A 19,165-nucleotide genomic window follows, 5' to 3' on the forward strand; every position below is an offset into this window, starting at 1 on the left:
CGGGCAATTAGAAAAGGAAATAGACCGCCTGGGTAAAGGCTTTTAGCCAATACCGGTGGGGTATATACGCCGATACAACTATGCGCAGGGGGGATGAAAAATGGCCGGGCCGGAGACGGGCCGACAGTCGGCCCGGTATGGGGGCAGCTGGGTGGTGGTAAGGGCAGTAATCGCCGGGTCGAAGGCGAACTGCAGGTGCTGAGGAGCCATGAAGATAGACACCTCGGTGAGCCGGTCCCAATTGGCGGCCTGTTGCTGACGATCCGCTTCTGCCAGCTTTTTGGCCAGTACACACTGACCATCACAATGCAGTTCGGGCCGATTGCGATTTTCGCAGAGTGTCCGAACAATTTGTGGCTGATAGAGCTTGAACCAGGCCAGCACGACCAACCGCCCGCTGTTTTGAAACAGCAGTAAGAACAGCAGCAGGTAAAGAATGGCCTTTTTCATTGGGGACATTATCCGATTTTGGATACCCAAAGGTAAAGCCTGCAGCCCATCAAATTATGACTAATATCAGACCCGCAGGTCTTTTATATCAGCTTGCACATGAGCATCAGAGGCTTACTGGCCATTTTTTACCGCAAAAAAATTTAGAACCGACTGCTACAGGCACCCATTGACTCGTAGTCAACCAGGGTTTCTTCGGGTTGGGCCGAGGGTTCAGAGGCCGACTGCTCGTTCAACATAGATGGCAAAAACAGGCTTTCGAGGGCGTCCACCGCAAAGGGGAGTTCGACTTCATGCGCCCAGTCGACCTCGTGGCAGGGCACTACCGTTTTTTGGAGGAAAGGCGTCAGGTCGAAGGCGTCGCCCGTGAGGTGAAACGGGTACGAACGGCCCATGTAACACGTATCAACGCCGAGCGTAGCCAACAGAGCGTCGAATGAACGCTGCCGATAGCCATGAAACAGCTCAATCTGCCAGTCGCCGATTTTCGATTCAAAGCGGTTCACCAAAATGCTGATTCCTTCCCGGAAATCGTCGGTGAGTAAATCGGCAATAATCCGACGGGGCGAATAAAACAGCATTTCGGTAATCGACGTGTCGAGCGTAGTGCCGTACAGCAGCACAACATCGACCTTCGGTGCGTCGATGGATCCGAGGGCCAGCCGGAGTGTATGTAACGAGGAAACCCGAAAATCGGTTGGAATCAGAATTTTACGTCGCTCGCTCATGGTTCTGTTTTAGTTTGTGTTCAAAAGTCTACTAACACCATTAGAGAACTCTAAGAGGCTTGTTAGAATCCGATTAGAACCGACCAAAAGCGCTTTCTTTCGCTTACTTTTAGGCTTTAACTCTGCTTAAAATTAGTTTTTGGTTTATCGTTTTATGTTTTTGGTTTACCCATAGTACATGCTTAAAAACGATAAACCAAAAACAGTTTTCTATCCAGTTCCCAACCATACCCTTCAACCGAATGAAACATATCCTCCTGGCCGAAGACGAAGTGAGCGTCGTTGAGTTTATCCGCCGGGGTCTTATCGAAGAAAACTACACCGTGTCGGTGGCGTTTAATGGATCAACCGGCCTCAAAATGGCGCTGGATTCTTCGTACGACCTGATTATTCTGGACATTATGTTGCCGGACATGAACGGTCTGGAGGTTTGCCAGAAGCTACGGAGCAACCATCTTCTGACCCCTATTCTGTTCCTGACCGCACTCGGCACTGCCGAAAACGTGGTCACGGGCCTCAATGCCGGCGCCGACGACTATCTCGTAAAGCCCTTTAAGTTTATTGAGCTGAACGCCCGAATCAATGCCTTGCTGCGAAGGGCCAACCAGAAGGCCGAGCCCGAAATGCCCAGCTACACCAATCTGTACGTACTCGCCGATTTACGCGTCGACGACACGGCCAAAACCGTTACCCGCAGCGACCAGCCCATTCAGCTGACGGCCACCGAATACAGGCTCCTGCTGGCCCTGATCAAAAATAAAGGCAAGGTACTGTCGCGCATTGACCTGCTCGAAAGCGCCTGGGATCTGAATTTCAACACCGGCACCAACGTGGTCGATGTGTATATCAATTACTTACGGCGAAAAATTGACTCAGCCGCGCCAGAGAAACTGATTCACACTGTGGTCGGAATGGGGTATGTCCTGAAAGAGCCATGAACACCCGTACCCGTTTTGCCCTGATTCTGGTTGTGTACAGCCTCACCCTGCTGACCTTGTTCGGGGCGGGGGTTTATCTGTTTCAGAACAACTTCGCTTACGTCGATTTCTACAAACGACTCGAAACCCGCGCGACCATTTCGGCCCGGTACAACCTGAAACTGGATTCGCTCAATTCAGAAAGTTACCGAACCATCCGCGAGAAACACCTCGAACGGCTCGACCAGGAACGAGAATACCTCATTCCGGTAAGCAACGACGTTTTGGCCAGCCGGCTTGCCGACTCCCTGATGATTCCAGAAACACTGATTACGCAGATACTCGCCAAAGGGCGGGCTACGGCCAGGGAGGGGGCTACGTTTTACGCCGGTATCCGCGAGCAGGTGGGTCGCCAGCGGTACGTGGTGGTGGTGTCGGCTAATAATTACTACATCAATAACCACCTCAACTTTTTGCGTAACATTCTGGGCGTAGGCATTCTGCTGTCGTCGGTCATTGTGATCTACCTATCGGTGTACTTTTCGCGGCATGTGTTTGAGCCCATCCGCCAAATCACGAATAAAGTCCGGCAAATCAGCACCGAAAACATCCATTTGCGGCTCGAAGAAAACGAGTACCGAAACGAAGTGGGCGAGTTGAGCTCAACATTCAACCATTTGCTCAACCGGATCGAAACGGCGCTGGAGGTTCAGAAAAACTTCATCAGCAATGCATCGCACGAGCTGGCCACTCCCCTGACGGCCATCATTGGCGAGGCCGACGTAACCCTCATCCGCGAGCGTACCCCCGCCGAATACCAGCAGACCCTACGAACGATTCTGACCCAGGCCGAGCGACTCAACGACATCACGCGGTCGCTGCTATCACTGGCGCAGCTGGGCTTCAAAAATGAAAAGCTGGTGTTCGAAATCGTGCGGATGGACGAGCTAATCTGGGAAGCCAAAACGATTATCGACAAGCTAAACCCGCAGAATAACATCCGGGTGGATCTAGGCTTTTTGCCCGACGACCCGCGCAGGCTCAAGGTGAACGGCAACCGGCAACTACTGCAACTGGCGCTTGTGAACCTGTTGAGCAATGCCTGTAAATACTCGTATAACAAACCGGTTTCGGTACACATAGCGGCCGGCACCGGGCAGGTGGTCATTGCCATTATTGATCAGGGTGTGGGTATTCCCGACGAGGAAATCCGGTTTATTTACGACCCGTTTTTCCGGGCGTCCAACACCAAATTATTTGAAGGCTACGGCATTGGCCTTCCCCTGGCCCGCAACATTATTGTGCTGCATCAGGGCACGCTCAACGTCACGTCAAAAGTAGATACCGGCACCACGGTACAAATTCGGTTGCCGTCGATAATCTGATACCGGAGGCAAGCCAAAAACAACTACCCGTTTCGTGCCGAATTTTTGGCCCGGCGACTCTGTCCGGCCCGAATCCGACTCAGGTGCCGAGGGGTTATGCCCAGCAAAGCCGCCAGGAAATACAGGGGAATCTGTTGGAGCACGTGGGGAGTCTGGGTCAGTAGTTTTTCGTAACGCTCTTCGGCGGTGAGGGCGATCAGGTCGTAGCGACTTTCTTCGATGCAACAGATTTCGCGTTCGAGCATGGCCGTGTAGAAATCGGCGAATCCCGGCACCTCGTCCCGGAGCCGGAGCAAATCGGCTTTCTCGATCAGCCACACGCGCCCGTCGCGCACGCAGCGGATAGATTCGGCCGAGGGTCGTTCGCCGATAAAGCTCCAGAGCGAGGCCAGAAAGCCCCCCTCACCCACCACGTAGGTAGTCCGCTCTTCGCCCCGGACAGGCATGTAGAACATAAACAAGCCCGAATCCACCAGGCCGAGTTGCCGACAGGTATCGCCTTCACGTAGAACCAGATCACCTTTTCGATACGGGCGCGGGTTAAACGACCCGGCTATTCGATCGGCGTCTGATTCGGGGAAGCCAGCCTCCTGAAAATAGGTTGTGAGTGATTCGAAAGCCATAGCAGAAACTAACCGAGTTGATGCCCGAGCTGCTCCACCTGCGTCAGCCAGCGGTGGCGCTGATGTTCGGTGGCGCTACGGACAGGCCCAAAGTAACTAACCCGCACGGGGTTTACGCCACAAAATTGCAAAACGCCCCGTTTTAGCTGCTTCACACTCGGGTTGCCAAACGCCAACTGGTAGTACCAGAATGGTTGGTCGAGGGTGGTGATAATCCGTGCCGAGCGGCCTGTTAGTAGTTTGTCCCACCAGACCGAATTGGTCCGGTATTGAAACGTAAGACCCGGCAGAAACAGCCGGTCGATAAACCCTTTCATCTGTGCTGGCAAACCACTCCACCACACCGGATGAACCCAAACGAGGTGCTCAGCCCACCGGATGGTATCGAGTGCCGCCAGCAAATCCGGCTCCAGGTCCATGCGTTTCCGGTACCCGTACCGCAGATTCGGGTCAAACTCCAGTTCGCCTATGTGTAGGGTTTGCACGGATGCACCCGCCCTCTTCGCCCCAGTGGCATACACACTGGCCAACGCTGTATTGAAACTTTCGGGATCAGGATGACCATTGATGATGGCAATTCGTTTGCTCATGAAAAGTGGTTTATGGTTTTTGTTTGTGGTTATTGGTTGGTTCTGTTCACAAAATTACCGGCCCGCCTACCCGCGATTCAGGACATTTGTCTAAATCCTCTACCCGTGCTGTATCTTGCAGCCCCGTACAGTTCCGACGCACCTCCATGTCTTCTTCCCCGTTATCTCCCGATGAATCTCCGCTTGATGTTCTGATTGTTGGCGCTGGCCTGTCGGGTATTGGTACGGCCGTGTGGCTCCAGAACGAATGCCCCGGCAAACGGTACGCAATTCTGGAAGCCCGGCAAACCCTCGGCGGCACCTGGGATTTGTTTCGGTACCCCGGCATCCGCTCCGATTCAGACATGTACACGCTGGGCTACGCTTTTAAGCCGTGGCTGAATGCGCGAGCCATTGCCGACGGCCCTTCCATCCGGCAATACATTGAAGAAACCGCCCACGAATATGGGATTTTGCCCCACATCCGATTTGGGCACAAGGTAGTTGGAGCCTCGTGGGCATCGACCGACGCACTCTGGACCGTAGCGGTAGTAGACGTCGCGACGGGGGTTACACAGCCGATGAAGACCCGGTTTCTGTACATGTGCAGTGGGTATTACAGCTACGACCACCCGCACCGGCCCACGTTTGCGGGCGAGGCCGACTTTAAAGGCCCGATTATCCTGCCTCAGTTCTGGCCGCGCGATGTTTCGTATGCCGGCAAGCGCGTGGTGGTGATCGGGAGCGGAGCCACCGCCATGACGCTCGTGCCCGCTATGGCGCAAACCGCCGAACACGTTACGATGGTGCAACGCTCACCTACCTACGTGGTAGCCATGCCGGGCGAAGACGCCGTGGCGCAACGCATCCGTCAACTCCTGCCCGAACGGTTGGCGTACCGGCTCATTCGCCTAAAAAATATGGTGCAACGGGTGGTTGTTTTCTGGATAGCCCGGCAGTGGCCAAAGCTGGCCAAAAAACAATTGGTGCAACTGGTGCGGGAAGAACTTGGTCTCAATTACGACGTGGACAAACACTTCAGCCCACGCTATAATCCCTGGGATCAGCGCGTTTGCCTTGTTCCTGATGGCGACCTGTTTGGGACTATCCGGGCGGGTAAAGCCTCCGTCGTTACGGATGAGATTGAGCGCTTCACGGCCGACGGATTACAACTCAAATCGGGGGAACACGTACCCGCCGATGTAGTGGTTATGGCCACCGGCCTGACCATTCAACTGTTTGGCGGTATGGCGTTTACCGTCGACGGTAAGGTTCACCAAACAAGCGAGCTGATGGCTTACAAGGGAATGATGCTGAGCGATGTCCCCAATCTGGCCATTGCGTTTGGCTACACGAATGCTTCCTGGACGCTCAAAACCGACCTGACCGCCAGCTATGTGTGCCGACTGTTGCGGTACATGGATCGGCACGGGTACACGACGGTTGTGCCACGGCGGCAGCCCGATGTGGAGCCCCGCCCCTTTCTGGATTTCACGTCGGGGTACGTACAGCGGGGAGCCCATTTGCTACCGCAACAGGGCTCACGCCGACCGTGGCAGGTGTATCAGAACTACCTGAAAGACCTGTTCACAATACGGTTCGGTCGGTTAAATGATGGGGTGTTACACTTCGGGAAGAGTCAAAACTAAATCTTTACCCTGTGCGGGAGGTAAACAATACGCAGCGTGGTTCTACGATTTCAGGCCGTTAAACATCACCCTGACCAATACCGGACCGGTACCCGCAACGAGTGTAGTGGTTAACGACACCGCGTCGGCAGGTGTGACTATTGTGCCCGGCTCCATCACGGCATCGGCGGGTACCTTCACGCCCGGCCTCACGGGTGGTACGTGGTCGGTTGGCACCCTGCCCGCCGGGGCTACGGACACGCTCATTTACAGCGTCAGTGTGAATGTTGAAGGGGTTGTTTACAATACGGCCTCAGTACCGGATAACGATGCACGAGTCTGTACAACCATTCCCTACAAGGTTTGTAAGGGAGAACCCTACGCCATTTTGCTGCAAGCCCCAGCAGGGTTCAACCGCTACCAGTGGTACCTGACCGCACCGGGAGCTACCACGGCGACGCTGGTATCGGATGGCACTCTGAACTCCTTCACGGCTACCCTACCCGGTGCCTACCAGGTGGTGATCGACGAGGGACTTAACAGTGCGTGTCCGCAAACGGGTTGCTGCCCCGTGCTTATTGAGGAAGTAGACGTGCCGCTCTTTACGGTGAGCACCCAGAATCCCACCTGTGTGGGCCCAACCCCACAGGCCAACGGGCAGTTAATCATTACTGGTCTGGCCGATTCCCGGCGCTACACCTTTCAATATTCCGTAGGCACCAGCTTCGACGGGACATCGGCGGTACCCGTGCCGGCTACCAGCATCCCGGCCAACGGGGTGATTGGGACGGGCCTGGTGGCCAACAATTACACGGTGCGGCTCACCGACCGGCAGACGGGTTGTTTCCGGGATATGACCGTAGCCCTGGTGTCAAATTGCGTTTGTCCGGAGGACGTTTGCATTCCGGTAACGATTCGGAAAGTTACGTCTCGGTAAATACTCTCCCTGCATCAATCCTAAACGGTCTGATGCGGGGAGCTTTCACGGTAAATCGGGTATATGAAACCGGCACTGCAACGCATTACAGTGCCGGTTCTATTTTATCCCGATACGGACAAATTCACTCAGTAGCGGTCAAAATAATACGACTTTATACCCGGACGATCCAAACCATACAAAGGAGTAAGTTTCTTAAAGCGATTAATTATTGTGCCGAATTAGATGTCCGCTTATACAAACACAGAAAAATTGAATTTACGGCATACTTTTTGGGCTAGTATAATTACTCACATTTATTGATATTAATAGACAGGAGAAATTATTACTAAAATTAAGGTAAACTTTTATGACCATTTACTAGTGTCCCCAAACACTAAACAATTTTATAAATTACTGTTTTTCAAATCTTTATATCGAACAAAGATCATAAGGCATCCATTATACATTGTTTTCAGCACTATGATTTATACTTAGTGGTCTAAAATTTGCGTACCGGCAAAGGCGTAGTAAATCCATAGTTGATTTAATATCCTACTACCGGTCTATGAAAAAAATTTACGGGTCCCTGACTAGCAAGGATTTGCTGGTCAGGCAAACTTTTAGCTGGCTGCTGATCTGCCTATTTGGCGTTATTCCAGGCCTTGTTTCGGCGCAGACCATATCGGGCACTGTTTTCCGAGATTTCAACGCCGATGGTGTCTACACAGCTATCCCGACCTCGGGCACCTACGCCTATGGTGAACCGGGCGTTAGTGGTGTTACTGTAACAGCCTACGCCAGTAACGGAACATCCTTTTCCACAACAACCAATGCCTCAGGCTCATACACGCTGACGGTAGGCTCCAATAACCCGTTCCGGGTTGAATTTACGGGCCTCCTGACCGGTGACTACGAAAGCCGACGAGGTACGCAGAATGCTACCTCGGTTCAGTTTGTAACGGGAGGTACAGCGGGGGTCAACTTTGGGGTCAACTATCCGCAAAACTTCTGTCAGACCAGTCCGAACCTCGCCGTTGCCTGTTTTGTGAGTGGCGACCCACTGGCTTCCGGTAGTACCTCAGCCGCCGAAGATGCCATTGTACTGGTTCCATATGATATTCCCGACGCGTCGACGACAAAACCATCTCCTCTTGCCATAGCTTCGGAGGTTGGTAGTGTCTGGGGCTCGGCGGTGCAACGGTCCACCCAAAAGATGTTTTCAGCGGCTTTCCTGAAACGGCACGTCGGTTTGGGCCGATTGGGTCTGGGCGGTATTTACGTGACCACCCTCAGCGGCCCTACCAGTACAACGTTTGTCGACATTGAGAACCTGGGTGTGAACCTCGGACAGAGCACACTGGGAGCCCGTGGCCTACCAGCCACCGCAACCAACTCAAGCATTGATGCCAACGCGTTTAACCTGGTTGGCAAGGTGGGTTTGGGGAGCATGGCCCTGTCTGATGATGAGAGCAAGCTTTACGTAGTTGATTTATTTAACCGTCGGCTTATCCGGCTCGACATTGGCAATCCGGCAAAAGCAACCGTTACGGCGGCCGACATGCTTACCATTGCCCTCCCCACTACGACCTGTACCGATGGCGTTGCCCGGCCATTTGCCATTAAAGTGTACCGGGGCAAAGTGTACGTGGGTATAGTTTGTACAGGCGAAAACAACATAGCCACCAGCCCTACCAACCTCAGAGCGTCTGTTTTTGAGATGGACGAAGCGACGTTGACCTTCAACAACACTGCCGTTCTAAGCTTTCCGCTCGACTACACCAAAGGCTACATCCACTTTACGCAGCAAACCCTGGGTAATGAGTGGAGCCCGTGGGTCAGTAACTTCTCATCGCTCTTTCTGGGCGGCTCCTCAACAGCCGGTATCCGAATTGGCCGCGCCCAACCCATGCTATCAAGTATCGATTTTACCGACCGGGGCGATATGGTATTGGGTTTGATGGACCGTGGGGGGCATCAACTGGGCTACCAGCAACGCTCGACCGACGCCACCGATACCCAGCTTTACAACGGCTACATCGGGGGTGACGTGTTGATGGCCCGCCGGACCAGTACCGGCTGGACACTCGAGAGTAATGGCTCGCTGCCTGCAACATCAACGCTTCCGGCATTCACCGGAACTGGGGTTGGGAATTTACAAGGGCCCGGAGGTGGTGAATTCTATGCCCTCGACCGCTACCCCGAAATAGGAACACCCACCCACGAAGAAACCTTTCAGGGCGGTTTGGCCGTCATTCCCGGCAAAGGCGAAGTAGTTGTAACCGCCATGGACCCTCTGACCGTTTGGTCGGGTGGTTTCAACTGGTTCAACACGAACAACGGTGCCGACGAGAAGCGGTATGAGGTCTCCCTCACCGTAGGAACCGGTGCCAACCCCATTACATACGGAAAAGCCAATGGATTAGGTATTATTTCGGCCGTTTGCGCCCCTGCTCCTATACAAATTGGAAACCGGGTTTGGCGCGATCTCGACAACGATGGCGTGCAGGATGCGAACGAACCGGCGTTGCCCGGTGTGGTTGTAAACCTTAAAGGGCCGGGCTTACCTACGGCCGGGGTGTCGGTCACGACGAATGCAAGCGGTGAATATTATTTTGCCAACACGTCGGGCACAGCCGCAACCGGTTATGCCTTTAGCCTGACGGGCCTGACTCAGGGCGGCAGCTACTCACTGACGTTCCCACAAAGCACCAGCGCCAACACATTGGTGCTCAGCCCAAAGGCTAACACCGCAACCGGCATCAATGCCGATGCCATCGACACCGACGCCAATGGACAGGGACTCATCACGTTTACATTGGGCCAAGCCGGACAGAATAACTTTTCGTACGACGTTGCCTATGTAGTCGATCCATGTGCATTGACGGCCACAGCGACCCCAAGCACCTGCGACCCGGTTACGAATCGTTACTCTATTAGCGGCACCATCAGCCTCACCAACACGACGGGCGGTACAGCTACCATCACAGATGGCACACGGTCAACAACCGTTTCGATAGCAGCCAGCGCGACTTCGGTGGCCTACTCATTGACGGGTCTGACCTCGGGCACCGGATCGCATACTGTTACGGTAAGCCTACCCAACTGCGACACCGCAACCATTACGTACAACGCACCAGCAAGTTGTACGGTAGCCGCCACCGTATCGGTCAATTCAGCCACAATTTGTTACGGTAGCTCTACCACCCTAACGGCGTCGGGTTGCCTCGGCACAGTAAGCTGGAGCAACGGAACGACTGCCACAACCCTCGCTACTCCCGTTTTGACCCAGACTACCACTTACACCGTTACGTGTACGACGCCAAGCGCCAGCACGTCGGCGATAGCGACTGTGACCGTACTGCCCCAGCCGGTGCTCAACCTTAGCGCCAGCTCAACGCTGGTGACAGTGGGCAGCAGTGTGACACTCACCGCTACAGGTTGTATAGGCCCTGTTTCGTGGAGCAATGGTAATACCGGGGCGGGCATCGTGGTCATGCCAACCCAGCCGACTCAGACCTACTCAGCCACCTGTACCACCGGCCCGGCTTGCTTCACTTCGGCCTCAATTGTGGTGAATACCGAGGCACCCGCTAATCTGGTTGTCACTTCGGCAACGGTTTGTTACGGTACGTCGGCAACGTTAACAGCCGCCGGATGCGCCGGTACAATTAGTTGGAGTAACGGAACTTCGGGCTCTACCCTGGTAACGCCTACGTTAACCCAGACTACCAGCTATACCGCGACCTGTACCACAGCGACCTCTACCACCTTTGCGGTGGGTACAGTGACCGTACTACCCCAACCTGTATTGAACCTCTCGGCCAGCTCAACACTGGTGACGGTAGGCAGCAGCGTGACACTCACCGCCCAGGATTGCGCCGGTACAGTTGCGTGGAGCAACGGTGGCACCGGGGCGGGCATTGTCGTAACCCCTACACAGCCAACCCAGACCTATTCGGCAACCTGCACGACCGGTCCGGCTTGCTTCACTTCGGCTTCAATTGTGGTGAATACCGAGGCACCAGCTAATCTGGTTGTTACCTCGGCTACCGTTTGTTACGGTACGTCAGCCACACTCACGGCTGCCGGGTGCGCAGGCACCATCAGCTGGAGCAATGGCACTACGAGCTCTACGCTAGTAACACCTACGTTAACGCAGACCACCAGCTACACAGCCACCTGTACCACAGCGACCTCTACCACCTTTGCGGTGGGTACAGTGACCGTACTACCTCAGCCGGTATTGAACCTGAGCGCCAGCTCAACACTGGTGACGGTAGGCAGCAGCGTGACACTCACCGCCCAGGATTGCGTAGGCACGGTGAACTGGAGCAACGGTAGCACGGGTGCCAGCATCGTGGTCATGCCAACCCAGCCGACTCAGACGTACTCGGCGACCTGTACCACCGGCCCGGCTTGCTTCACTTCGACTTCGATTACGGTGAATACCGAAACGCCTGCTAATCTGGTTGTCACTTCGGCCACCGTTTGCTACGGCACCTCGGCCACACTCACGGCCGCTGGATGCGCCGGTACAATTAGTTGGAGTAACGGCAATGCGGGCAGCACCCTGGTCACTCCGGCTCTAACGCAGACCACCAGCTACACAGCGACCTGTACGACGGCCACCTCTACCACCTTCGCGGTGGGTACTGTGACCGTACTACCTCAGCCGGTGCTCAACCTTAGCGCCAGCTCAACACTGGTAACGGTAGGCAACAGCGTGACCTTGACCGCGCAGAATTGCGCTGGTACCGTTGGGTGGAGCAACGGTGGCACCGGGGCCAGCATTGTCGTAACCCCCACACAGCCAACCCAGACCTATTCGGCAACCTGTACGACCGGTCCGGCTTGCTTCACTTCGGCTTCAATTGTGGTGAATACCGAGGCATCCGCTAATCTGATCGTTACCTCGGCCACCGTTTGTTACGGCACCTCGGCAACGTTGACAGCCGCTGGATGTACAGGCACCCTAGCCTGGAGCAACGGAACTTCGGGGAGCACGCTGGTCACTCCTGCACTGACCCAGACTACCAGCTATACGGCTACCTGTACCACCGCGACCTCTACCACCTTTGCGGTGGGTACTGTGACCGTGCTACCCCAACCTGTATTGAACCTCTCGGCCAGCTCAACACTGGTGACGGTAGGCAGCAGCGTAACACTCACCGCGCAGGATTGCGTAGGCACAGTGAACTGGAGCAATGGTGGCACCGGGGCGGGCATTGTCGTAACCCCAACCCAGCCGACCCAGACTTACTCGGCGACCTGTACCACGGGGCCGACTTGTTTCACTTCGGCTTCGATTACGGTCAATACTCAGGAGCCCTGCTCGGTTAGCCTCGTGGTGACGCACGGTACCTGCCAGTCGGCAACCAACACCTTCTCCGCAACGGCCACCCTCACCGTCACCAACCTCCTGCTGCCACAGTCGGCCACCATCGCCATCGGGGGGACAACTGGAGTCTTCGCCTTGTCTGCGCTCACCACCAATACCGTCTACCTAACCGTCGATAACCTCCCCGCTAATGGGGCCTCCATGATGGCTACTGCCCGGCTCTCGGCACCCGAGTGCGCGTCCGCCGAGGCCGCCTTCGACGCACCCAACAGCTGCGCCGGTACACCCAATCTGGTCCTCACCAAGGCCGTCAGCACATCGGCCGCCCAGTTTGGCGATGTCATCTCCTACACCATCACCCTGACCAATACCGGACCCGTGGCCGCTACGAGCGTCGTGGTCAACGATGCCGCGTCTCCCGGCATCGCCATCGTACCCGGCTCACTCACCGTCTCGGCGGGTAGCTTTACCCCCTCGCTCACCGGCGGCAGCTGGGCCATTGCCTCCCTGCCCGCCAACGCCACGGCCACACTCGTCTACAGCGTCAGCGTCGATACCGAAGGGGTCATCTACAACACGGCCTCTATTCCCGGTAACGACAATCAGGTCTGCACCACTGTCCCGTACCGCGTGTGTAAAGGCCAGCCCTTTGCTTACAAGCTCGATGCACCCGCCGGGTTCAGTCGTTACCAGTGGTATCTGACCGCACCCGGAGCCACCACGGCCACTCTGGTTGCCGACGGCACGCTCAATTCCTTCACAGCCACCCTGCCCGGTGCCTATCAGGTGGTCATCGACGAAGGCGTGAACGGTCAGTGTCCCCAGAGCGGCTGCTGCCCCATTGTGATCGAGGAGGTGGAAGTGCCCCTGTTTACGGTGCTTACCCAAAACCCCACCTGTGTGGGCTCGGAGCCGCAGGCCAACGGTCAGCTGACGATCACGGGCCTGACCGACACCCGCCGGTACACGTATCAGTACTCGGTGGGTACGAGCTTTGACGCGGTCACGGCGGTACCTGCCGCAGCGACGAGCATCCCGGCCAACGGGGTAATTGGGACGGGCCTGGTGGCTAACAATTACACGGTGCGGCTCACCGACCGGCAGACGGGTTGTTTCCGGGATGTGACTGTGGCACTCGTGGCCAACTGTACCTGCCCAACCGATATTTGCGTACCTGTCACGATTAAGAAAATCGTTCGCTAATACACGTACTGAGGTAGCCCGACGGGCTACCTCAGCAACCTTTTATTCTACACATCATGGATACTGAAAAAATAGCGCAACTGATACAATCGTACCTAACGCTTCGGGCACGGGTGCTGTCCAGCTTACAGGATAAAAGCCTGAACAAAAAAGAATTGATCCAAACGGTGGCTCTATCACCGGTCCAGTATGCGAACCGAAAAGAAAAGGTAAGTAATTGGACCATCGACGAGACGATCTCACTGGCAGAGCGGCTTGGTTTGGGAAGCAAAGCTGCGTCGGACATCAAACGGCTTAGCTCTCTGCTTCAGTTTTTACCCGAACAAACCAGCCGGGGCCTTTTGCGGCAGGCAGGTCTGGACCGGAAAAAGATGGTGTTGCGGCAGCGCAATTATAACCTGTGGAAAGCTGACGAACTTCATCGGCTGGCCATGGTCTGTTCTATGGGTGGCTCCATGCAGGCTACGAAGCGGACTTAGCAGGACGCCTAAACGTACCGGCATCAAAAGCGGCACTGTTGCTCTCGACAGTGCCGCTTTTGTATGTACCACTTAGAACAGACAGCAAGGCTATTTAACGTGAATTATGCATAATGGCTGACGCAAGGGCCTTCGACAGGCTCAGGCTGACTGGGGGCTCTCAAGACGAATGTCAGCCTGAGCCTGTCGAAGGCCCTTGCGTAGCAACTACTTGTAGGACAAGGGCTGTACATCACGTTATTTAAGGGAGTTCTTACCGTATTGGGTTCATTTACGTCCTCCCTTAGCGGCTTGAGGGCTCTTTACAACTCGTCCCGGTTTTTTGACAATTGATACGTAAAGTTGCGCAGACGAGTGTAGTTTGGCACACAACCAACCGGGTAGCTACGTATGTTTACGGGCAAACCTCAGCGTATGAATCGGATGATTTCAGATAGATGGCTCCGGTGGGGCGGCATTAGCCTGGTTACCCTCTTTGCCCTCCTTACCGAACCGTTGGTTAGGGAGCCACTCACCCGTACCCATCTGATTCTGTTAGTTACCAAAGTGGTAGCCATTACGTTGCACTGGTACCTCAACCGAGCCATTATCATTCACTTCCGGCTGCGAAGTACGTTCCCATTTGGCAAACCCTCGCTCCGGGCCGTTACCCTGCTGGCCTGTACCCTCGGAACGGCGGTACTCGCCTGGGTCATTAACCTCTGGCGGCACATCGTCACCACCGGCACCCCGGCGGGCTATGATGGCAAAGCCGTTGCGTTGCAGGTTCACATCGACAAAATTATTCTGACCGCCAGCCCCTTTGGTTTCGATCTGTTTCGTTCGTTTCTGATTGCGGCTTTTTTCCTGATTCTCTACGAACTATACTTTTACAATCGGGATTCGTCGGTGTACAAAACACAGCTGGAGCAACTGGAACGCGAACGCGAGCGCCTACAAATGGTGAATCTGCAAAGTCAGCTGGAAGTGCTTAAGCAGCAGGTGAATCCGCATTTTCTGTTCAACGCGCTTAATTCGCTGTCGGCGCTGATCAGTGAAGACCCCGAGAAAGCCGAGGTGTTCGTAGACAAACTCAGCAGCGTGTACCGATATGTACTGCGCAGCGGCACCGAACAAAACCTGACTACACTGGCCGCCGAACTCCAGTTCATTGACGGCTACTACCACCTCCTGCAAACCCGCTATGGGAGCGGCCTCACCCTTAGTGTTGCCATTCCAGAGTCAGCCAAAAATCTTCAACTTCCGCCCCTGACCTTGCAATTACTGGTCGAAAATGCCGTGAAGCATAATGTGGTGTCAGTGAAACGGCCGTTGCACATTCAGATTCAGACCGATCAGTTAGGCTGGCTTATTGTGCAAAATAACCTGCAACATAAAGCGACACGAGCTCTCTCAAACGGGGTGGGTCTCAGCAACATCGTGGCCAAATACCAGATGCTCAACCTCCCGCAGCCGGTTGTCTCGGCCTCCGACTCTACCTTTGAGATTCGGTTGCCGCTGAGCCCTTCCGCCAATTAACCGAGCCATCAGCTTCCCCGATACGTCGAGTACCCGTAGGGCGACAGGGTGATGGGAATATGGTAATGGTCAGATCCCTTTATCTCAAACACAACCTCGATAAACGGGTAAAAACTGGCGACCCCATTTTTCCTGAAGTATTCGTCCACCAAAAACGTTAGCTTGTACGTGCCCCCATTCTCGGCTTTAGCGGGCAGGAAATCCGAGATTCGGCCATTCCGGTCGGTCGCTTTTTCGTCGACGCGCACCCACTGTTTACTTTGCGGGTTAAGCCGTTCCAACCGAATGGTAACATCGCTGGCAGGTTGTCCTTTCGACACATCCAGAATATGACTCGACAACTGATGGGCAGACGCTTGCCCGAAACTCTGCGTTGACACAAACAGGCTCGTTGACACGGCCATCATGAAAAGAATGAGGTAATTTTTCATTGTACGGATAGATGTTGAAAGATCAACAGTCCGTCTGACGGGGTTGTTAGCGGTTTAACATTTATTAGGAATACCCTGCAACTTACCCCCTTGATTTCCATTCTTCTCCCTTTACACATCAATGGAAGCTGACGTTCTTACGTTTTTTGCCCGGCATATCCCACCAATTGATGCAGAGAAGAAAGTTGCTTTTTCGGTAGTTCATCTATCCGTGCAAACCTGCCTAATCCGCGGTATTCGCGTACCAACCTGCTCTGATAAAATGGACCGCCGATGATGCCGATGAAGCGGATAGCTGCGAATTGGGTACTTTTGCCTCATGGAATCGACGAAAAGTGTCATTATTGTGGGCGGTGGTCTCAGCGGTTTGTGCCTGGCCTATTTGCTCAAAAAACAGAACGTACCCGTAACTATCTTCGAAGCCTCGGACCGGTTGGGAGGCCGAATTCACACGGTCGAAGGCCCCCAGTCGACACCCCTGGAGCTGGGGGCTACCTGGTTCTCCGACCGGCACCCTACCCTGCTCAAACTGATTGACGAGCTGGGCCTGACCCCGTTTCCGCAGTTTTCGGAGGGCGTCACGCTTTTCCAGACCAAATCATTTGAGCCTCCGCAACGGTTCTTCGTACCAGCTTCGGAGTCGCCCTCTTTTCGCCTGACGGGGGGCACCAGTGCGCTCATACAGGCTATGGTGAAACAGCTCGACCCACAATCCATTCACTTGAATAATGCGGTAACAACTATTCAGGAAGACGGTCCGGGCGTAGTGGTTGAAACCGCCGATGGACGAACGTACGCTGCCGATGCCGTGGCCCTGTGCTTGCCCCCGCAACTGACCGGTGCGCGGGTGGAAATAACACCCCCATTGCCTCCCGACACAATGGCCCTGTTGCCCACGGTTCAGACCTGGATGGCCGGGTCGATTAAGTTTGTGCTCGAGTACAACCGTCCATTCTGGCGTACTGAAGGGTATTCGGGCATGCTCTACAGCCATGCGGGCATTGTGGTGGAGATGTACGATCATACCTCAGCCGATGGGCAACGGTTTGGCTTTACCGGGTTTCTGAACAGTGGCGCAGCCGCGTACAGTCCAGAGCTTCGGCAGGAACTGGTGCTACGGCAACTCGGCGACCTGTTTGGTTCGGAGGCTCTTCAGCCCAGCGCCTATTTCGACAAAGTATGGAACGATGAATGGATCGTATCGGGATCACCGCGTTTCAACCGGCCGCATCAGAACAACGGACACCCCCTGCTTCAGCAGTCGTACCTGAACGGAAAACTGTTTTTGGGTGGCACCGAAACGGCTACCGAGTCGCCCGGCTATATGGAAGGGGCAATTAGTTCAGCCCGTAGGCTGGCGTCGACCCTATCCGAACTCGCAAAAGTTGATGGGTAATTGACAATACGCCATGCAGCTCATTCAGGATAGGAAAATGTGGAGTTACACGTTGCTGTTCACCTGCTCAGGATTTTTATCCTAAACAGGTGAACAGCAACGTGCAGACAAGCGTAGACGGGTGCGGTTTAGGCAAAATTTACCGGATTCGGGTTGCCAAAAGTGGTACGCAGGTAGTCCTACAACCACAAATTGTGATACTCAAGCCGGATGAAACTGCCAAACAACTGGCACCCACCTGGGCGAGCGTATTGACTCCGTTTGCCACGAGGTTGCTAATCGTGTTATCGTCGGGGTACGTGAGTGCATATGCTTGATAGGTACCCGCCTGTAAGAGGTTGCTATCGAAACTGGGCGTAGACGAAACCACGATCAATTTTCCCGCCGAATTGGTCAATACATAACTCGTCTTAACTCCGCTTCCCACGCTCCCCCCATTACTTTGCAGAGTTATTATATCTCCAATCTGATAATCACAGGGGGTGGTTGGTAACGGGCACGTTTTGAAAACCAGCGCATTCGACCAGTCGAAACAGGGGGCTGACACCACACTCAGCGATTGCCCGGCCGATAGGTTCGTTATGGCCCCCTCATACACGATTGACAACGCCATGTAGGTCGCCGTGTTGTTAAGACCACTGAAGCTTGGCGATGTGCTGACTTGTAGAATGGTACCCTGATTATCCGCTAACACATACCGGGTGGAGACACCGTTGCCCGTACTCCCGCCCGACGCGGCCAATGTCACAGTACTGCTGTTGAAATCGCAACTGTTAACCGACAACGGACACCCGTACACGTTGACGGGGGTCCCCGCTGGTGTACCAGGGCATAGATCGTTGGCATCATCGACCCCATCGGAGTCGCTATCCCCAGCTATTATGTGTGGTTGAGCGGCCATCGACGCTGTTATTCCGGGCGTAGTGAGCCAAAACCCCAGCATCCATAGCAACACAATACTGCGTTTCATAAACATATTGGTTCTGATGGTTCTGGAATCAAAGTTTACTTAAGATCGGAGCCTGCAAGTTACAAGCCGTACATACGGTGCCGGTGTTGGCGTAGTTAGCTATATACAAGTTATTCGAACCCAGTATATCGCCGGAAGAGTACATGGTATTGCTAAAATCACCTCCATTCATTCCAGGTGCAATTGAACCTGGGTCCGTTCCATTAATAAACAACCGTAGCCCAGGTATACACTGACCACTAGCCAGTACAAAGTGGAACAGTAATACCTCCTGATCCGCTACCAGATCTACCTTCAGACCCGTTGATCCAACCCCATGAAAATCGCTCCCGAACACATCATACACCTGTGAGTTGTCGGTCCATCCGCCCGCTGCCGTACTGACTACAGAAAAGGCAACATTTGTGAGGGAAGAGGGCGTAACAATGGTTATCTGAGAACTACCCCAATTGTACTGACTTTGGCTAAAACTAGGTTTCGCGTAGACTTCGTAACGGCTTAATGTCAGATTGTACCGGATCGTATACTGCACGGTTTGCGCCCAGCCAGTTAGACCAAAACCCAGCAGGCCGATTAGGAGTAAAAAACGTTTCATGGTCAAAGTTTGAATC

General features: G+C 54.4%; 15 protein-coding genes. 8 read left to right on the forward strand and 7 right to left on the reverse strand.

Annotated features, from left to right (window positions below; translation table 11 throughout):
• Positions 1 to 78: 78 nt before the first annotated feature.
• Together F5984_RS22395 and F5984_RS22400 are read right to left on the reverse strand one after the other, a co-directional pair.
• Complete coding sequence (locus tag F5984_RS22395) at positions 79 to 450, reverse strand: hypothetical protein (RefSeq protein ID WP_152126450.1); 372 nt, start codon at positions 448 to 450, stop codon at positions 79 to 81.
• Between the two features lie 143 nt (positions 451 to 593).
• A complete protein-coding gene (locus F5984_RS22400) occupies positions 594 to 1,178 on the reverse strand; it encodes a hypothetical protein (protein ID WP_152126451.1) in 585 nt (194 codons plus the stop codon).
• Between the two features lie 242 nt (positions 1,179 to 1,420).
• On the opposite strand from F5984_RS22400, the gene F5984_RS22405 reads away from it, so the two are divergent.
• Positions 1,421 to 2,116 carry a response regulator transcription factor gene (locus tag F5984_RS22405; protein WP_152126452.1) on the forward strand — a complete coding sequence of 232 codons (696 nt, stop codon included), beginning with the start codon at positions 1,421 to 1,423 and terminating at the stop codon, positions 2,114 to 2,116.
• A complete protein-coding gene (locus tag F5984_RS22410) occupies positions 2,113 to 3,480 on the forward strand; it encodes a sensor histidine kinase (protein WP_152126453.1) in 1,368 nt (455 codons plus the stop codon). Before F5984_RS22405 ends, F5984_RS22410 begins: the two co-directional genes overlap by 4 nt.
• 23 nt (positions 3,481 to 3,503) lie before the next feature.
• On the opposite strand, the gene F5984_RS22415 is transcribed toward F5984_RS22410, so the two are convergent.
• Together F5984_RS22415 and F5984_RS22420 are read right to left on the reverse strand one after the other, a co-directional pair.
• Positions 3,504 to 4,103: a Crp/Fnr family transcriptional regulator gene (locus tag F5984_RS22415; RefSeq protein WP_152126454.1), complete on the reverse strand. Its 600-nt coding sequence runs from the start codon at positions 4,101 to 4,103 to the stop codon at positions 3,504 to 3,506.
• A gap of 8 nt (positions 4,104 to 4,111) precedes the next feature.
• The gene (locus tag F5984_RS22420; RefSeq protein WP_152126455.1) at positions 4,112 to 4,693 is read right to left on the reverse strand and encodes an NAD(P)H-dependent oxidoreductase; all 582 of its coding nucleotides are present in this window, start codon (positions 4,691 to 4,693) and stop codon (positions 4,112 to 4,114) included.
• Positions 4,694 to 4,839: 146 nt separating this feature from the next.
• Between F5984_RS22420 and F5984_RS22425 the strand changes: the two genes are divergently transcribed.
• The 5 genes from F5984_RS22425 to F5984_RS22445 all read left to right on the forward strand — a co-directional run bounded on the left by F5984_RS22425 (position 4,840) and on the right by F5984_RS22445 (position 15,757).
• Positions 4,840 to 6,321, forward strand: coding sequence for a flavin-containing monooxygenase (locus tag F5984_RS22425; RefSeq protein WP_152126456.1), 1,482 nt, complete (start codon positions 4,840 to 4,842; stop codon positions 6,319 to 6,321).
• A complete protein-coding gene (locus F5984_RS22430) occupies positions 6,287 to 7,237 on the forward strand; it encodes a DUF11 domain-containing protein (protein ID WP_262884517.1) in 951 nt (316 codons plus the stop codon). Before F5984_RS22425 ends, F5984_RS22430 begins: the two co-directional genes overlap by 35 nt.
• A 547-nt stretch (positions 7,238 to 7,784) precedes the next feature.
• Positions 7,785 to 13,760: an SdrD B-like domain-containing protein gene (locus tag F5984_RS22435; protein WP_152126458.1), complete on the forward strand. Its 5,976-nt coding sequence runs from the start codon at positions 7,785 to 7,787 to the stop codon at positions 13,758 to 13,760.
• A gap of 56 nt (positions 13,761 to 13,816) precedes the next feature.
• On the forward strand, positions 13,817 to 14,239 hold the full coding sequence (locus tag F5984_RS22440) for a hypothetical protein (protein ID WP_152126459.1): 423 nt from the start codon (positions 13,817 to 13,819) through the stop codon (positions 14,237 to 14,239).
• Positions 14,240 to 14,653: 414 nt separating this feature from the next.
• A complete protein-coding gene (locus F5984_RS22445) occupies positions 14,654 to 15,757 on the forward strand; it encodes a sensor histidine kinase (RefSeq protein WP_246169275.1) in 1,104 nt (367 codons plus the stop codon).
• 8 nt (positions 15,758 to 15,765) lie between these two features.
• Here F5984_RS22445 and uraH read toward each other — a convergent pair whose 3' ends face one another.
• Positions 15,766 to 16,188: a hydroxyisourate hydrolase gene (gene uraH / locus F5984_RS22450; RefSeq protein ID WP_152126460.1), complete on the reverse strand. Its 423-nt coding sequence runs from the start codon at positions 16,186 to 16,188 to the stop codon at positions 15,766 to 15,768.
• Between the two features lie 319 nt (positions 16,189 to 16,507).
• Between uraH and F5984_RS22455 the strand changes: the two genes are divergently transcribed.
• Complete coding sequence (locus F5984_RS22455; RefSeq protein ID WP_152126461.1) at positions 16,508 to 17,584, forward strand: flavin monoamine oxidase family protein; 1,077 nt, start codon at positions 16,508 to 16,510, stop codon at positions 17,582 to 17,584.
• Between the two features lie 139 nt (positions 17,585 to 17,723).
• On the opposite strand, the gene F5984_RS26625 is transcribed toward F5984_RS22455, so the two are convergent.
• Positions 17,724 to 18,554 carry a hypothetical protein gene (locus F5984_RS26625; protein WP_185155616.1) on the reverse strand — a complete coding sequence of 277 codons (831 nt, stop codon included), beginning with the start codon at positions 18,552 to 18,554 and terminating at the stop codon, positions 17,724 to 17,726.
• A 28-nt stretch (positions 18,555 to 18,582) separates the two neighbouring features.
• Complete coding sequence (locus F5984_RS22465) at positions 18,583 to 19,149, reverse strand: hypothetical protein (RefSeq protein ID WP_246169278.1); 567 nt, start codon at positions 19,147 to 19,149, stop codon at positions 18,583 to 18,585.
• Between the last annotated feature and the right edge of the window lie 16 nt (positions 19,150 to 19,165).

The organism is Rudanella paleaurantiibacter (genome assembly GCF_009184635.1).
Classification (GTDB): domain Bacteria; phylum Bacteroidota; class Bacteroidia; order Cytophagales; family Spirosomataceae; genus Rudanella; species Rudanella paleaurantiibacter.

What these genes read in the sequence shown, in the direction of transcription:
- F5984_RS22415 (WP_152126454.1), bottom strand. Translation starts at nt 4,103, where the DNA reads ATGGCTTTCGAATCACTCACAACCTATTTTCAGGAGGCTGGCTTCCCC.
- F5984_RS22395 (WP_152126450.1), bottom strand. Translation starts at nt 450, where the DNA reads ATGAAAAAGGCCATTCTTTACCTGCTGCTGTTCTTACTGCTGTTTCAA.
- F5984_RS26625 (WP_185155616.1), bottom strand. Translation starts at nt 18,554, where the DNA reads ATGAAACGCAGTATTGTGTTGCTATGGATGCTGGGGTTTTGGCTCACT.
- F5984_RS22425 (WP_152126456.1), top strand. Translation starts at nt 4,840, where the DNA reads ATGTCTTCTTCCCCGTTATCTCCCGATGAATCTCCGCTTGATGTTCTG.
- F5984_RS22445 (WP_246169275.1), top strand. Translation starts at nt 14,654, where the DNA reads ATGAATCGGATGATTTCAGATAGATGGCTCCGGTGGGGCGGCATTAGC.
- F5984_RS22410 (WP_152126453.1), top strand. Translation starts at nt 2,113, where the DNA reads ATGAACACCCGTACCCGTTTTGCCCTGATTCTGGTTGTGTACAGCCTC.
- F5984_RS22420 (WP_152126455.1), bottom strand. Translation starts at nt 4,693, where the DNA reads ATGAGCAAACGAATTGCCATCATCAATGGTCATCCTGATCCCGAAAGT.
- F5984_RS22435 (WP_152126458.1), top strand. Translation starts at nt 7,785, where the DNA reads ATGAAAAAAATTTACGGGTCCCTGACTAGCAAGGATTTGCTGGTCAGG.
- F5984_RS22400 (WP_152126451.1), bottom strand. Translation starts at nt 1,178, where the DNA reads ATGAGCGAGCGACGTAAAATTCTGATTCCAACCGATTTTCGGGTTTCC.
- F5984_RS22465 (WP_246169278.1), bottom strand. Translation starts at nt 19,149, where the DNA reads ATGAAACGTTTTTTACTCCTAATCGGCCTGCTGGGTTTTGGTCTAACT.
- F5984_RS22405 (WP_152126452.1), top strand. Translation starts at nt 1,421, where the DNA reads ATGAAACATATCCTCCTGGCCGAAGACGAAGTGAGCGTCGTTGAGTTT.
- F5984_RS22440 (WP_152126459.1), top strand. Translation starts at nt 13,817, where the DNA reads ATGGATACTGAAAAAATAGCGCAACTGATACAATCGTACCTAACGCTT.
- F5984_RS22430 (WP_262884517.1), top strand. Translation starts at nt 6,287, where the DNA reads ATGGGGTGTTACACTTCGGGAAGAGTCAAAACTAAATCTTTACCCTGT.
- uraH (WP_152126460.1), bottom strand. Translation starts at nt 16,188, where the DNA reads ATGAAAAATTACCTCATTCTTTTCATGATGGCCGTGTCAACGAGCCTG.
- F5984_RS22455 (WP_152126461.1), top strand. Translation starts at nt 16,508, where the DNA reads ATGGAATCGACGAAAAGTGTCATTATTGTGGGCGGTGGTCTCAGCGGT.